16 protein-coding genes are annotated in these 14,062 nt (G+C 62.2%); 10 read left to right on the top strand and 6 right to left on the bottom strand.

Features of this window, described 5'->3' with window-relative positions:
• Positions 1 to 5: 5 nt before the first annotated feature.
• The 6 genes from OLZ32_RS20140 (at position 6) to OLZ32_RS20115 (ending at position 3,503) form a co-directional block, all read left to right on the top strand.
• Positions 6 to 812, top strand: coding sequence for a L,D-transpeptidase (locus OLZ32_RS20140; protein ID WP_264422272.1), 807 nt, complete (start codon positions 6 to 8; stop codon positions 810 to 812).
• 179 nt (positions 813 to 991) lie between these two features.
• Complete coding sequence (locus tag OLZ32_RS20135; RefSeq protein ID WP_003546464.1) at positions 992 to 1,726, top strand: L,D-transpeptidase family protein; 735 nt, start codon at positions 992 to 994, stop codon at positions 1,724 to 1,726.
• Positions 1,727 to 2,095: 369 nt separating this feature from the next.
• The gene (locus tag OLZ32_RS20130) at positions 2,096 to 2,305 is read left to right on the top strand and encodes a cold-shock protein (protein WP_003546468.1); all 210 of its coding nucleotides are present in this window, start codon (positions 2,096 to 2,098) and stop codon (positions 2,303 to 2,305) included.
• A gap of 164 nt (positions 2,306 to 2,469) precedes the next feature.
• On the top strand, positions 2,470 to 2,754 hold the full coding sequence (locus tag OLZ32_RS20125; protein ID WP_003546475.1) for a hypothetical protein: 285 nt from the start codon (positions 2,470 to 2,472) through the stop codon (positions 2,752 to 2,754).
• 60 nt (positions 2,755 to 2,814) lie between these two features.
• Entirely contained in the window at positions 2,815 to 3,054 is a 240-nt protein-coding gene (gene rpsU, locus OLZ32_RS20120; protein WP_003546477.1) for a 30S ribosomal protein S21, read from the top strand.
• Between the two features lie 224 nt (positions 3,055 to 3,278).
• Positions 3,279 to 3,503 carry a hypothetical protein gene (locus OLZ32_RS20115; RefSeq protein WP_003546479.1) on the top strand — a complete coding sequence of 75 codons (225 nt, stop codon included), beginning with the start codon at positions 3,279 to 3,281 and terminating at the stop codon, positions 3,501 to 3,503.
• Between the two features lie 49 nt (positions 3,504 to 3,552).
• Here OLZ32_RS20115 and OLZ32_RS20110 read toward each other — a convergent pair whose 3' ends face one another.
• On the bottom strand, positions 3,553 to 4,041 hold the full coding sequence (locus OLZ32_RS20110; protein ID WP_264422270.1) for a MarR family winged helix-turn-helix transcriptional regulator: 489 nt from the start codon (positions 4,039 to 4,041) through the stop codon (positions 3,553 to 3,555).
• 125 nt (positions 4,042 to 4,166) lie between these two features.
• On the opposite strand from OLZ32_RS20110, the gene OLZ32_RS20105 reads away from it, so the two are divergent.
• Complete coding sequence (locus OLZ32_RS20105) at positions 4,167 to 4,589, top strand: organic hydroperoxide resistance protein (RefSeq protein WP_003546481.1); 423 nt, start codon at positions 4,167 to 4,169, stop codon at positions 4,587 to 4,589.
• Positions 4,590 to 4,681: 92 nt separating this feature from the next.
• On the opposite strand, the gene OLZ32_RS20100 is transcribed toward OLZ32_RS20105, so the two are convergent.
• Entirely contained in the window at positions 4,682 to 5,128 is a 447-nt protein-coding gene (locus OLZ32_RS20100) for a MarR family winged helix-turn-helix transcriptional regulator (protein ID WP_264422267.1), read from the bottom strand.
• A gap of 88 nt (positions 5,129 to 5,216) precedes the next feature.
• On the opposite strand from OLZ32_RS20100, the gene OLZ32_RS20095 reads away from it, so the two are divergent.
• The 3 genes from OLZ32_RS20095 (at position 5,217) to OLZ32_RS20085 (ending at position 7,302) form a co-directional block, all read left to right on the top strand.
• Positions 5,217 to 5,945 carry a DUF899 domain-containing protein gene (locus tag OLZ32_RS20095; RefSeq protein WP_003546486.1) on the top strand — a complete coding sequence of 243 codons (729 nt, stop codon included), beginning with the start codon at positions 5,217 to 5,219 and terminating at the stop codon, positions 5,943 to 5,945.
• A gap of 33 nt (positions 5,946 to 5,978) precedes the next feature.
• Positions 5,979 to 6,443: a DUF1579 domain-containing protein gene (locus tag OLZ32_RS20090; RefSeq protein WP_264422264.1), complete on the top strand. Its 465-nt coding sequence runs from the start codon at positions 5,979 to 5,981 to the stop codon at positions 6,441 to 6,443.
• Between the two features lie 79 nt (positions 6,444 to 6,522).
• Positions 6,523 to 7,302 (top strand): VOC family protein, encoded by a 780-nt coding sequence (locus tag OLZ32_RS20085; protein WP_264422262.1) that lies wholly within the window; start codon positions 6,523 to 6,525, stop codon positions 7,300 to 7,302.
• A 60-nt stretch (positions 7,303 to 7,362) separates the two neighbouring features.
• Here the strand turns inward: OLZ32_RS20085 and OLZ32_RS20080 are convergent, their stop codons facing one another.
• The 4 genes from OLZ32_RS20080 to OLZ32_RS20065 form a co-directional block, all read right to left on the bottom strand.
• On the bottom strand, positions 7,363 to 7,980 hold the full coding sequence (locus OLZ32_RS20080; RefSeq protein ID WP_017990765.1) for an outer membrane protein: 618 nt from the start codon (positions 7,978 to 7,980) through the stop codon (positions 7,363 to 7,365).
• 163 nt (positions 7,981 to 8,143) lie between these two features.
• A complete protein-coding gene (locus OLZ32_RS20075; protein ID WP_264422260.1) occupies positions 8,144 to 9,670 on the bottom strand; it encodes an ABC-F family ATP-binding cassette domain-containing protein in 1,527 nt (508 codons plus the stop codon).
• Between the two features lie 696 nt (positions 9,671 to 10,366).
• Complete coding sequence (locus tag OLZ32_RS20070) at positions 10,367 to 11,962, bottom strand: ABC-F family ATP-binding cassette domain-containing protein (protein ID WP_264422258.1); 1,596 nt, start codon at positions 11,960 to 11,962, stop codon at positions 10,367 to 10,369.
• A 361-nt stretch (positions 11,963 to 12,323) separates the two neighbouring features.
• The gene (locus OLZ32_RS20065) at positions 12,324 to 13,889 is read right to left on the bottom strand and encodes a helicase HerA-like C-terminal domain-containing protein (RefSeq protein WP_026160156.1); all 1,566 of its coding nucleotides are present in this window, start codon (positions 13,887 to 13,889) and stop codon (positions 12,324 to 12,326) included.
• Between the last annotated feature and the right edge of the window lie 173 nt (positions 13,890 to 14,062).

The following is a 14,062-nucleotide window of genomic DNA, read 5'->3' as shown; positions in this document are numbered from 1 at the left end:
GTTTCATGAATTTTCTGCGCCGGGTCTTCCCGCTTGCCGGGCTCGTGATTGCGGTTGCGTCGCTGAGCGGCTGCAACATCCTCATTCCCGATGTCGCCGCCGATTCGCCCGCCCGCTTCGTCCAGGAAACCTCACCGGTCTTCTATCAGCCGCCCGGCGTCGATCCGCGCCGGGTGCGGCCGATCCCCGATCAGCCGGTGCCGCAGACGCGCGAGCTCTACAAGACCCAGTTCCACCAGACCTATGGCCTGCCGGTCACCAACCCCGTGCACATGGCGATGTACGGACAGCAGCGTGACGAGGATTTCACCCTGCCGGCGATCCCGATCAGCCGCGTACAGCCGCAGTTCCTGCGCCAGGAGGTCGATTATCAGACGACCGAGCGTCCCGGCACCGTGGTCATCGATACCAAGGCGCGTTTCCTCTATTTCGTCGAGGGCAACGGCAAGGCGATGCGCTACGGCGTCGGCCTCGGCCGCGACGGTTACGCCTGGTCCGGCCGCGGCGTCATCCAGTGGAAGCAGAAATGGCCGCGCTGGACGCCGTCGGTCGAAATGGTCTCGCGCCAGCCTGAGGTTCGTCCCTTCGGGGCGGAGAATGGCGGCATGAATCCGGGGCTGATGAATCCGCTCGGCGCGCGCGCCATGTATATCTTCAAGGACGGGCAGGATACGCTCTACCGCGTCCACGGCACACCCGACTGGCAGTCGATCGGCAAGGCCACCTCGTCGGGCTGCGTGCGCATGCTGAACCAGGACGTCGTCGATCTTTACGACCGCGTTCCTGCCAAGGCCGAGATCGTTGTGATGTAGCGCTGCAACAGCGCGGCCCATATCGTCTGCTCCGGGCCGGACACGTCTGCGTGAAGCTATGGTTTATTTGGCGCAAGCCGATAGATATTTCCTCATGTCGTTACCGGCATCGGGCGAATCATCGGTTTGCCCGGCGCCTTGTCCGGCTTTCCGCATCACAAGGAACTCAGTCCCGCGTCATGAGCTTCGATAGACATCTTTCCCGCCGCAGCTTTCTTTCCTTTTCGGCGTTGACCGCAGCCTCGGCGCTCACCGGCTGCGCCTCCTCAGCCAACACAGTGACATCAGGCGATACGATGATCACTTACCGTTCGCCCATGCGCCTGTTCCAGTCCCCGGGTGCGTCGAGCGTGCCGAGTGGGGCTGAGCTTGCCGTCATGTATGGCCCGATCGAAGACGGCGGCTTTCTCATTCCTGCCGTTCCCTACGAGCAGATCGATCCGCGCTATTATCGCCAGCGCGTCGTCGATCCCACCGGCCAGCCCCCCGGCACCATCGTCGTCGATACGCCGTCGCGCTTCCTCTATCTCGTCCAGGGCGACGGCATGGCGATGCGATACGGCGTCGGTATCGGCCGCGAGGGTTTCGCCTGGCAGGGGTCGGGCGTCATCCAGTGGCGTCAGAGATGGCCGCGCTGGAAGCCGCCGAACGAGATGGTCGCCCGCCAGCCCGAACTCGTCAAATATTCGATCGAGAACGGCGGCATGGAGCCGGGTCTGAAGAACCCGCTCGGCGCCCGCGCACTCTATATCTTTTCGAATGGAGAGGACACGCTCTACCGCCTGCACGGAAATCCCGACTGGCGCTCGATCGGCAAGGCCGTCTCTTCAGGCTGCGTGCGGCTGATGAACCAGGATATCATCGATCTCTACGACCGCGTTCCGACCAAGGCGCCCATCGTCGTCTGGCAATGATCGTCACCGAGGCGGCCGCAATCCGGTCGCCTCGGATCGATCGCTTTGTCCGGGCAAGCGGGTGCTTTGCCCCAGGCAAGCGGGTGCTTTGCCCGGGCAAGCCGTCGCTTTGCCCCAGGAAAACAGGTGCTTTCCCCTGGAGAAAAGGGCGCTTTCCCCGGGGCAAGAGCTTCATTTTGCTCCCCTTGAGAGAATTATTTTCCGAAATACCATTGCTTAATTCGGTAAATATCCTACATGGTGCGTATCGAATTGCTTGCGACCTTTGTCCACGCGCTTGAGCGCTCCGTCAGATATCCTCTCAACATCGATACGGCTTGTCGGATATCTTTCCGCAGGCGAACACAAACGGTTGAAAAGGAGATCGTTATGAATTCAGGCGTCGTAAAGTGGTTCAATGGCACCAAGGGTTTTGGCTTCATTCAGCCCGATGATGGTTCTACGGACGTTTTTGTCCATATCTCAGCGGTCGAACGCGCTGGCATGCGCGAACTCGTTGAAGGTCAGAAGATCCGCTACGATCTCGTCCGCGACAAGAAGTCCGGCAAGAATTCGGCCGACAATCTTCAGGCCGCATGATTTGTCATTCGCTTACGCTGACCACGGATGTACTGGCAGCGGGCTGACCAAACTGGCAGCGGGCTGAGTGACTGGAAGAGGTCGGGTTCGAGCCCGGCCTTTTTGCTTTGCGCAGGCCTTGTGATTGACCGGTTGAGCAGCCGAAGAGTTGAAGGGACGCTGAAATGGGCAGACAAAACTATAAAGTCGGCGACATGATCGTGCTGAAATCCGGCCTCACCCGGACGGCGAAAGCCGACAAGCGGTGCCGGATCTCCAGCATCCTGCCCAACGACCATGGACATGTGCAATATCGCGTCCAGTTCGACGCGGAGAATTTCGAGCGCCGCATCACTGAGGCCGACATCGATACCGGTGAATCGCCGTCGAGGGCTTCCCCCGAGGCGGTGGCCAAGTCCGACGGCGCCGAGCCCTGGCTGAAGTTTTCGAGCATCAAAATCGGGAAGTAGTTCCGGGTTTTTTATTTTTGGACAGTGCGGCCTCGCCGCCGCAACAGGAAGGATATCGTTTTGCAGGTACTCGTCAGAGATAACAATGTCGATCAGGCGCTCCGCGTGCTCAAGAAAAAGATGCAGCGGGAAGGTCTGTTCCGGGAAATGAAGGCTCGCAGCGCCTTTGAGAAGCCGTCCGAGAAGCGCGCCCGCGAAAAGGCCGAGGCCATTCGCCGCCAGCGCAAGCTCGCCCGCAAGAAGCTGCAGCGCGAAGGTCTGCTGCCGGCACCGAAGAAGGTTCTGCGCCCCACCCGCTAATTCCGGGCGTGGCATCACGGCCTACCGTGGATCACGGCCCAACCGTGGAATCACGGTTCAGCCGTGAATCATGGTTTCTGCCGTGGAGCCATGGCTTACGGCGCCGCGCGTCTTTTCGAGACGCGCAAGGAGGCTGTAGCACTTGTATTTCAGCATAATTCCTTGAACCGATTCCGATTTGAGGAACGATGCAGTAAAGCCGCCATCACCTGGGAAAGGGGCACATGACCGCCACCAAGGGAGAATTCTTCAATCCCGCCAAGCTTTCGTCTCGCGACAAGGCGGAAGCGACCGATCACACGGCGCGCGCCATTATCGCCGCCGAGGCATCGGCCCGTGACAAGAAGACGGAGAAGCTGAAGGCGCTGCGTTTGCAGCAGGAGGCCGAGGCCGAACCTAAGGCGGCGCCTGCAAAGAAGCGCCGGTCGCCGGCCAAGCCGCGGCCCTGATCTCGGCGTACGGCTCAACCGGGTGCCGGCTCTTACGGGGCAAATGCGTTCAGCCGCCGCCCGTGCCGGCCCGCCCGAGATTGCCCCGCAACCGATGCAGCATGTCGCGCATCTCGGCCATTTCCTGAAGCGTGCAGCCTGCGGCTTGCCCGATCGCCCCCATGATCGTATCGATCTCCCCCTTCATTGCCTCACCTTGCGGGGTCAGCGACACGATCACCTGCCGTTCGTCGCGCAGGTCGCGGATGCGCTTGAGCAGCCCGCTCTGTTCCAGCCGTTTCAACAGCGGCGATAGCGTGCCGGAATCGAGATCCAGCTGTTCGCCGATCGTCTTGACCGGCAATTCGCCGCGTTCCCACAGCACCAGCATCACCAGATATTGCGGATAGGTCAGGCCGACCCTGTCGAGGATCGGCTTGTAGGCGCGGGTGAAAGCATGCGCCGTCGCGTAGACCGCGAAGCACAACTGCTTTTCCAGCCGCTTCTCCTCTTGCGGTATCTCCATCGTCTTCGTCGTTTGCGCTTTCATATCCATCATCCCTGAGGCGCTGATTGTCCTCTTTTCGAATCCGAAATGCAATTTGCAAAATTCACTTGCGTACAATTTAATTGTGCGATAATAAAAATCCAACCCGATCGAAGGGCCAATCAAAGGAGATTGTCATGCCTATTCTCTATACGACCAAAGCCTCTGCCACCGGCGGCCGCGCAGGCCGCGCCGTTTCCGAAAACGGCGTTCTGGACGTGACGCTGACCGTTCCCAAGGAACTCGGCGGCGACGGCGCAACCGGCACCAATCCCGAACAGCTCTTCGCTGCCGGCTACTCCGCCTGCTTCCTCGGTGCATTGAAATTTGTCGCGGGCCAGCAGAAGGTCAAGATTCCCGAGGACACGACGGTCTCCGCCAAGGTCGGCATCGGCCCGCGTGAAGATGGCGGCGGCTTCGGCATCGAAGTGGCGCTGACGGTCAACATCCCCGGTCTCGACCGCGAGACCGCTGAAAAGCTCGCAGCCGCAGCCCACATAGTCTGCCCCTACAGCCATGCGATGCGCACCTCGACCGAGGTCCCGGTCACCGTCGCCTGATCGGGTTTAGAAACTTGGTAGCCGTATCGGCTGCCGCCATCTGCCGGCCGGATAGCGTATTATCCGGCCGGTCTCGGCGTTTCTATCATCATTCATGACAGCGCCTGCAGATCCAGCCGCAACCGGGCGGCGCCGCCTTCCGGCAGCTTTCCGTCGATTATCGCATGTGTGCTTTTCCAGATCGGCAGCGCTTTTGCCAGCGCCGCCTTGCCCTCAGGGGTGAGGCTCAGCAGCCGGCCGCGCCTGTCTCTGGGGTTCTCCGTCACCGTTACCCAGCCCTTGCGCTGCAGCGGCTTCAGCGCCGCCGTCAGCGTCGTCTGGTCCATGGCGAGTAGGGCTGCCACCGGCCCCATTGGCGGCGGCTCCGGCCGGTTCAGTGACATCATCAGCGAAAACTGCCCGTTGGTCAGGCCGGCCGGCCTTAGCGCATCGTCGAACAGCCGGGCAAGCGCACGTGCTGCCCGCTGCACATGCAGGCAGAGGCAGGTGTCGCGCACCATCAGCGTCGTGGAAAAGGGAATCTCGATCGAATTTGACATGCCTCATTTCTATTGATATCAATGTATTTAGTCAAGGAAAAGGAGATGAGCCGGCTTCACCGGCAAGCGCCGGAGGAGGGCGCATTCCATGCAGAATGAAGTTGTGTCCCGCGAAGAGTGGCTCGAGGCCCGCCGTGCCCTGCTGGCCAAGGAGAAGGAGGCGACGCGGCTGCGCGACAGCGTCAACGCCGCCCGTCTGGCGCTGCCCTGGGTGAAGGTCGACAAGGACTATGTCTTCGAAACGCCGCAGGGCAGGAAGTCGCTCGCCGATCTCTTCGACGGCCGCAGCCAGTTGCTGATCTACCATTTCATGCTTGGCCCGGATTGGGATGCCGGCTGCACCGGCTGCTCCTTCCTGTCCGATCATGTCGATGGCGCACTGCCGCATCTGAACCATCACGACGTCACCTGGGTCGCCGTTTCACGCGCGCCGCTCGACAAGATCGCCGCCTACAAGCAGCGCATGGGCTGGCAATTTCCCTGGGTCTCTTCCTTCGGCAGCGATTTCAATTTCGATTATCACGTTTCATTCAGCCCCGAGGATCTTGCCAAAGACAAGGTCTTTTACAATTTCACACCTATGCAGCCCGCTGATGCCAATGACGAACTGCCGGGCCTCAGCGCTTTCTACCGCAACGACAGGGGCGAGGTCTTCCATACCTATTCGAGTTATGCCCGCGGGCCGGAAGAACTGATCGGCACCCTGATGATCCTCGATCGCGCGCCGAAGGGCCGCAACGAGGACAGCACGATGAATTTCGTGCGCCGCCACGACGAATATGAGGAGGCCGCCAAGGCGCCATCCTGCTGTCACTGATAAACGCCCCAGCGCTCAAGGGAGAAGAGGACGATGAAGACCGCTGAAGTGTTGAAGGAACATTCCTTCCTGGAAAGACTGGTCGGCGACTGGACCGTCACCGCACCCGACATGAGTGGCGGCGAGCCCTGGACGGAGACCGTCCGCTCGCTGCACGGCATCTGGTTCGTCGCCGAAGGGACCGGCCGTATGCCTGATGGTAAGGAGGCGACCAGCATCCTGACGCTCGGTTACAACGACGCAAAAGGCAAGTATGTCGGCACCTGGATCGGCAGCATGATGGACTATATGTGGGTCTATGAGGGTGCGGTCGACGCGTCAGGCAATGTGCTGGACCTCTATACCACAGGCCCCGACTTCAATGGCGAGGGGCTTGCCGACTACCGCGAGCAGATCATCTTCGTCGACGCCGATCACCGCACCTTCGTCTCCAGCGCCAAGCAGCCGGACGGCTCCTGGAAGCAGTTCATGGAAGCACATTACGCCCGCAAGATCTGACAATCACGGCGTTCAACCTCGAGAAAGGGGCCTCGCAAAGAGGCCTCCCGAAGAGGGGCGTCGAAAAAGGGAGAGTATGATGTCTGAGACGCATGGAAAGTTCATCTGGTGCGAGTTGATGACCCCCGACACATCGGCTGCCGCGAAATTCTACAGCTCGGTCGTCGGCTGGACCACCTCCGAAATGAAAATGGAGGGCATGCCCACCTATACGATCTTCGAGGCGAACGGCATCGGCGTCGCCGGCCTGATGGAATTTCCGGCCGAACTCGAAGGCAAGGGCATTCCGCCGAACTGGACGGGTTATGTCGATGTCGACGACGTCGACCAGTCGGCCAAGGATTTCGCCGCCAATGGCGGTTCGGTCCGCCGTCCGCCGGAAAACATCCCGACCATCGGCCGCTTCGCCGTCGTCGCCGATCCGCATGGCGCGGTGCTCTGCATCATGACGCCGGCGCCGATGGAGAAGCCCATGCCGGAACTGGCCTTCGATGCACCCGGCAATATCGGCTGGCGCGAACTCTATGCCGGCAATGGCAAAGAGGCGCTGGCTTTCTATTCCAAGCTGTTCGGCTGGACGAAGGACAGCGAATTCGACATGGGCCCGATGGGCGTCTACTATCTTTTCGCCCATAACGGCAGGCAGACCGGTGGCATGATGACCAAGCCGGAAAACATGCCGATGACCTTCTGGTGCTATTATTTCATCGTGCCGACCCTCGACGCCGCGGTCGAACGCGTCACCTCAGGCGGCGGCAAGGTCGTCAACGGCCCGATGGAAGTCCCCGGCGGCAGCTGGATCATCCAGGCCACCGACCCGCAAGGCGCCTTCTTCTGCCTGGTCGCACCGAAGCGGTAGGTTTTTAGGCGTGGCAGCGTGCGGCAGGACCCTCGTACGGCTGCCGCCGCTGCCTTTCCGTCAGAACTTGTAGCTGGTCCCGAAGAGGACCTTGTCCTGCGTGGCGCCGACATCGCCGATGGTCGAGCCGAAGTCCTTGTTGCCGAAATCGGAATGGCGATACTCGCCGCGCACCAGGATATTGTCGGTGACCGCGTGTTCGATGCCGCCGCCGGCCGTCCAGCCGATCAGGATGCCGTCCTTCTTTCCGGCAGCGGGAATGTCGACCTTGCCGCCGCCGGCTGCCACGCCTGCCGTTGCAAAGAACAGGGTTCGATCCCAAGCGTAACCGACCCGAGCTCGGCCGGAAGCATCCCATTCGAGGTTCGCATCGTCATTTTTCTCGAAGTTGTAGTTAAAGTCGTTCTCGATGCCGTAGACGATGTTTCCGGATTGGAAATTATAGCCGGCATGCAGGCCGGATGTGCCGCTGTCGATATCCTGATCCGAGCCGAGGATCTTTGCCTGGCTCCAGGAATATCCGCCCTGGGCGCCGAGATAGAAGCCCGACCAGTCATAGGCCGAAGATACTTGCTCGGCGGACGGCGCCGACGGCGTTTCATAGGTGAGATCGGCGGCAACGGCAGGAACGGCAACCGAAAGCGTCAGGGCGGCGCAGGCGACTAATCTGATATGCATGGAGATGCCTCGTGTTCATGGGAAGAAAAGCCGAGAGAGCGATTACGACACTCGGCTCTCAAGAAACCATGCCCCGCGCCGGTGTTGCGGAGTGTCCTTTAACATTGAGATTTGTTGCGAACCCTCGCAAAGGACGGGGCGGCGCGGCACGCCCCGTAGCCCATCACACGCCTGATCCCACCGAAGCGAAAAAACTCTCCGGGCTCTCCACCTCCACCAGTCGCTTCCTTTCGATCAGCCAGAACCGGTTTCCCACCGCCCGCACGAAACTGCGGTCATGCGAGACCAGCAGGCAGCTCGCTTCGTGCGCCATCAGCTCGCTCTCCAGCGCCTCCTGTCCGTCGATGTCGAGGTGGTTGGTCGGTTCGTCGAGCAGATAAAAGTTCGGCTCGGTCAGCCGCAGCACCAGCATGCCGAGCCTGGCCTTCTGGCCACCGGAGAGCTGGCCGATCGGTTTTGCCTGCATGTCGATCGTCATGCCGGCGCCTGCGAGCAAAGCCCGCGCCCGCTGATCGCCGACATCGAAGCGGCGGATGATCGTGCCGATCGGCGTGTCGGTGTCGGCAAGATCGGCAAGCGCCTGGTCGCCATAGCCGAGCACCAGCGAAGGCGTCGCCTTGATGCTGTCGCGCGCCGTCTCCGGTCTTTCGATCGCCTGTTTCAGCATCGACACCAGCCGCGACTTGCCGGCGCCGTTGAGGCCGAGCAGCACGATGCGGTCACCCTGGCAGATGAATTGCCGGCCGGTTTTGAACAGCAGCGTTCCATCCGGCGTCGTCACCGCCGCATCCTCCAGCGTCACCAGCACCTTGGCATGCGTGCCGCGATTGGCAAGCCGGATGGCGCCGGCCGAGCGCTCCAAATGCGCCGGTTTTGCCGCGTCCTCCAGCTTCTCCGCCCGCTGCTTGAGCTGCTTCGTCTTGACGACGAGCAGATCGCTGCCGGAATTGATGCCGATATTGTTGAGCTTGGCCGCCTGCTTGCGCAATTGCTCCGCCACCTTCATGTCGCGCTCGTAGCGCCGGGCTTCGGAAGCGTCGGCCTCGTCGAGGGCGGCGCGCGCCCTTGTATAGGGCAGGGCGAAGACCGGCGATTGCTCGGGCCGCAGGAACAGAGTCCGGTTGGTCGTCGCATCGAGAAAGGCGCGATCGTGGCTGGACAGGATGACCGGCACGTCGCGCGGCAACGCATTCAGCCAGTCCTCCAACTGCGCGATCTTTTCGAGGTCGAGATGGTTGGTCGGTTCGTCGAGCAGAAGCACGTCGGGCTCGCTCACCCAGGTGCGGGCGAGCATGGCAAGCCGCTGCCATCCGCCGCTCAACTGCTTTAGCAGCCGGCCGCGCATGGCCTCCGGCACATCGAGAGATTCCAGCACCACGTCGACCCGCCAGCTTTCGCTTTCGGCCTGATCGGCCGGCAACGCCTGCAGCACCGCGTCGTAGAACGGCGTGTCGAAAAGGGCAGGGGGCACATTCTGCGCGACATGGCCGACAGTCAGCCCGCGCGCCTTGGTGATCTCGCCCTCGCTCGGCTCCAGCGCGCCGGTGATGCAGGCAAGCAGCGTCGATTTTCCTCGCCCGTTGGCGGCAACGAGGCCGATGCGGTCGCCGGCATTGACGACGAGATTGAGCTTGGAAAACAAGGGATTGCCCAGCGTCACGCCGAGATTGCGGATATTGATGAGTGTCATGATCGTTCTCTGGTCTTGACCGGGTGGTCGGCACGATCCGGGGCGTTCAGCCATCACGGAATTGCGCGTATGGGGCCCGGGAATTGAGAAGAATGCGCGCTATAATCTACGGCGCCGCATTGGCCACGAAGGGCAGACCAGGAAGAGATCTCGAGAAACGGTCTCTGGTCAGCCCTGCAAACGCATTTGCAGGGCGTTGACGGGACCACGCTGGCGATTAAACCGAAAATAATATTGCATTGCGTGATCCTCCTTTCTCAAAAGCTTGCGGGATTCCAATAACATTGCCCGCGAAAAGAGGCAAGAGAGGCGCAGGCACGCCGATTTCCGGTCACCGCGCCAGCGGCGAGCTTGGCCGGAAGGCGTCCTCCAAACTCCGCTATCGCCTATGTGCCGTTGTTGGTGGCTTAGTGAGGATGGTGCTCTGGTGCTCGGCGCTCACGAGAGCCTCACCCTGAGGTGCCCTGTAAGGGCCTCGAAGGGCGGGGCGGGTGCGCTGGCGGTTAATGGATGCAAGGAGCAGCGCCGAGCGTGTCCTTCGAGGTTTCGGCCTTCGGCCTGCGCGCCTCAGGATGAGGGACGTTGGAGGATGCCGCGCTCTCGAAAACAACGGGGCGAGGGGACTTGCCATGCGAGAGGCGGGTGGGGCACGGAGAGGTCATGGAAGGTGGATGGGCACGTTGCCCAATCCCGAAATCACCCGGCCGGGTCGGCTGGCGACAGCTCCAGCCGCCGCGTTATCCCGATACTCCTGAGGAATGTCTCGTCGTGGCTGACGACGATGAGCGCGCCGTCATAGGCGCGCAGTCCGGCCTCGACTGCGGCGATCGAGTCGATGTCGAGATGGTTGGTCGGCTCGTCGAGGATCAACAGCGGCGGCGGTGCAGAACCCAAAACGCAGGCAAGGCCGGCGCGCAGCAATTGCCCGCCGCTCAGCGTCGATACGGTCTGCAGCGCGGCATCGGCCCTGAACATGAAGCGGGCAAGCGCGGCCCGGCAGGTATTTTCATCGGCCTGCGGATTGATCCGGCGGAAATTATCGCGGATCGAGGCCGACGGATCGAGCAGGCTGACCTTCTGATCAAGCATCGAGAGGTCGGTCATGACGCTGACCGTGCCGGCCCAGGGTTTCAGAGCGCCGGTAACGAGCGCCAGCAAGGTCGTCTTGCCCGAGCCGTTGCGGCCGGTGACGGCGATACGCTCGGGTCCCGTCACGTCGAAGGAGAGATCGCGGATGACGGGATCATCAGGCTGGTAGCCCGATGTCACGCCATCCATCTTCAGCACGATCTTGCTGGCGGGCAGCCCGGTCGGCGGCAGGGTGACCGACAAGGGCTGCAGGATCTCGATCTTCTCGCGCGCTGCTGTTGCCTCTTCCGTTGCTTGCGCGCGCCGGCGGTCGGCGAGACGGGCATTGTCGCCGCCTGTCGTTTCGCTCCGCTCCTTCATGCCGCCGAGCATGATGCGCGGAATGCCGCCCTTGGCGGCCGTCTTCCGGCCCGCGCTGTCTCTGTGCGCCTGACGCTCCACCGTCGCCTGCGCCTTCCTCGCCACCTCGGCGATGCGTTTTTCGGCTTCAGTGAGATCATGCTGTGCCGCCGCGAGCTCGAGAGCCTTGCGCTCGCGGTAATGGCTCCAGTTGCCGCCGTAGCGCGTGGCGCCGAGCGACGTCAGTTCGACGATCGCGTCGACGCTTTCGAGCAGTTCCCGGTCATGGCTGACGATGATGGCGCCGGCCCGCCAACCTGACATCAGCGCGATCACCGCCTCGCGGCCTTCGCGATCGAGATTGTTTGTGGGTTCGTCGAGCAGCAGAAAGTCCGGTTCGGTGAAGATCAGCGCCGCCAGCCCGGCACGTGTGCGCTGCCCGCCGGAGAGTGCCGCAAGTGGCGTCTCCAGCAGCGCGTCGAGCCCTGTCCGATTGAGCGCTGCGGCGATGCGCGCCTCCAGCATCCAGTCCGCGGATGCCAGCTCGTCGGCCGTTGCCTCGCCAATATCGGCACGGCGAAGAATAGCGAGCGCGTCGGTCACGCCGAAGAGATCGGCAACCGTTTCGTCAGACGTCACCTGAACGCTCTGACGCAGCACGCCGAGACTGCCGCTGACGGATACCATCCCCGAATGCGGCTGGAGTTCACCGGAGACGAGCTTGAGCAGCGTCGTCTTGCCGACGCCGTTGCGCCCGACAAGACCGGTACGCTCCGCCGCGAAACTCAGGTCGAGATTGGAAAAAAGCGGCCGCCCGTCAGGCGCGGACCATGAAATTTGGGAGAGTGTGATGGATGCAGGCATGGATATGGATTTCCCCGTTGGCAAGGCGAACTGGCGTTGCGATCGGGTTGAAATCCATTGCGGCACACATCCTGTTAAAATGGTCGATGGCAGGTAATTTAGGGAATAAAGGCTGCCGGTTCAAGAAGGAGAACGATCTTGCATTCTTCGGGGGAAGGCCGTGGGAAGTTGCCCCTCACCCTCACCCTCTCCCCGTAAACGGGGCGAGGGGACGTGCCCTACGAGAGGTGAGCGCGGATCGGAGAGGGCGCGGCAAGTCCCTTCGCCCCGCGAGCGGGGGTCCGAAGGACGGGTCGAGACCTGTGGCTCGACCCCGGTCGGTGCCGGCAGGCGGATGAGGGGCCTACGGCAGTCCGCAATCCTACCGCTTCAAGCTCCCCAATATCCCACGCACCAGCGCCCGGCCGACCTGGGTTGCTACCGTGCGCGCCACGCTCTTCATCGCCGCTTCCACCACCGTTTCGCGCTGATAGCCGGACGTCCGGCCGCGCGATTGGCCGCGGCCCTGGTTGTCGTCGTCATTGCCGCCGCCGAAGCCCGGCAGATTCCAGCCGGAGGTCGTGTTGCCCTGCTGCTGTGCTTCTTCTTCCTGCGCTCGCTTGGCGGCTTCGGCGTCGGCCGCTTTCTTCGCCCGCGCGGCCAGCAGTTCGAAGGCGGATTCGCGGTCGACATCCTCATCATAGACGCCGAGGACCGGGCTCCTGTCCATGATCTGCCGGCGCTCGGCATCCGTCACCGGGCCGACGCGGCCGGAGGGCGGGCGGACCAGCGTGCGCTCGACGATCGAAGGCGCGCCCTTGGCCTCCAGCGTCGAGACCAGCGCCTCGCCGGTGCCGAGATTGGTGATGACGGTGGCGCAATCGAAGGCCGGATTGGCACGGAAGGTGTCGGCCGCCGTCCTCACTGCCTTCTGCTCGCGCGGCGAATAGGCGCGAAGCGCGTGCTGCGCCCGGTTGCCGAGCTGGGCGAGCACCGTTTCCGGCACGTCGAGCGGGTTCTGAGTCACGAAATAGACGCCGACGCCCTTGGAACGGATCAGCCGCACCACCTGCTCGACGCGTTCGGTCAGCACCTTCGGCGCGTCGTTGAAGAGCAGATGCGCCTCGTCGAAGAAGAAGACGAGCTTCGGCTTTTCGGGATCGCCCACCTCGGGCAATTCCTCGAAGAGCTCGGAAAGCAGCCAGAGCAGGAAGGTGGCGTAAAGCCGCGGGTTCATCATCAGCTTGTCGGCGGCCAGCACCGAGATCTGGCCGTAGCCATTATTGCTGGTGCGCATGATGTCGGTGATCTTCAGCGCCGGTTCGCCGAAGAAGTGCTCCGCGCCTTGCTGTTCGAGAACGAGCAGCGCCCGCTGGATCGAGCCGACCGAAGCCTTGGAGATCAGCCCGTACTGGTTGGAAAGTTGGCTGGCGTTCTCGCCCATATAGTTGAGCAGCGAGCTGAAATCCTTGAGGTCGAGCAGCGGCAACCCGCCCTGGTCGGCGATCTTGAAGGCGATGTTGATGACGCCTTCCTGCGGTTCGGAGGCATCCATCAGGCGGGCGAGCAGCAGCGGGCCCATCTCGGCGATGGTGGTGCGCACCCGGTGACCCTTCTCGCCGAACAGATCCCAGAAGATCACCGGAAACTGGTCGAATTCGTAGTCGGTAAAGCCGATCTGCTCGGCGCGCTTCGTCAGGAAATCCTTGGGCTCGCCCTTGGCGGCGATGCCGGAAAGATCGCCTTTGATATCGGCCGCAAACACCGGAACGCCGGCCCGAGAGAAACCTTCGGCCAGCACCTGCAGCGTCACCGTCTTGCCGGTGCCGGTTGCGCCGGTGACGAGGCCATGGCGGTTGCCGAATTTTAGGTCGAGATATTCCGGCTTGTTGATGCTGTCATCGGGATTGCGGCTCGCGCCGATGAAAATCTTGCCTTCCTCGATCATTCGGAATGCTCCCTTGGGGCTCTGCCGCCATTTGTATGAGAAGGCGTGCTTCTGCCGCCTTCATCGAACCATCGTTTCCCTGTTATAAGCAGGGAGATGGATGCGGACAACTGTTTGCATTGAAAGCAAAACCGGACAAAGTGCGGCCCGGGGAGGGGCCGGCTTGAGTTGCG

Source organism: Rhizobium acaciae (assembly GCF_025941625.1).
In the GTDB taxonomy this organism is placed as follows: Bacteria; Pseudomonadota; Alphaproteobacteria; order Rhizobiales; family Rhizobiaceae; genus Rhizobium; species Rhizobium acaciae.
This window is presented reverse-complemented; position numbering and strand designations above follow the sequence as displayed.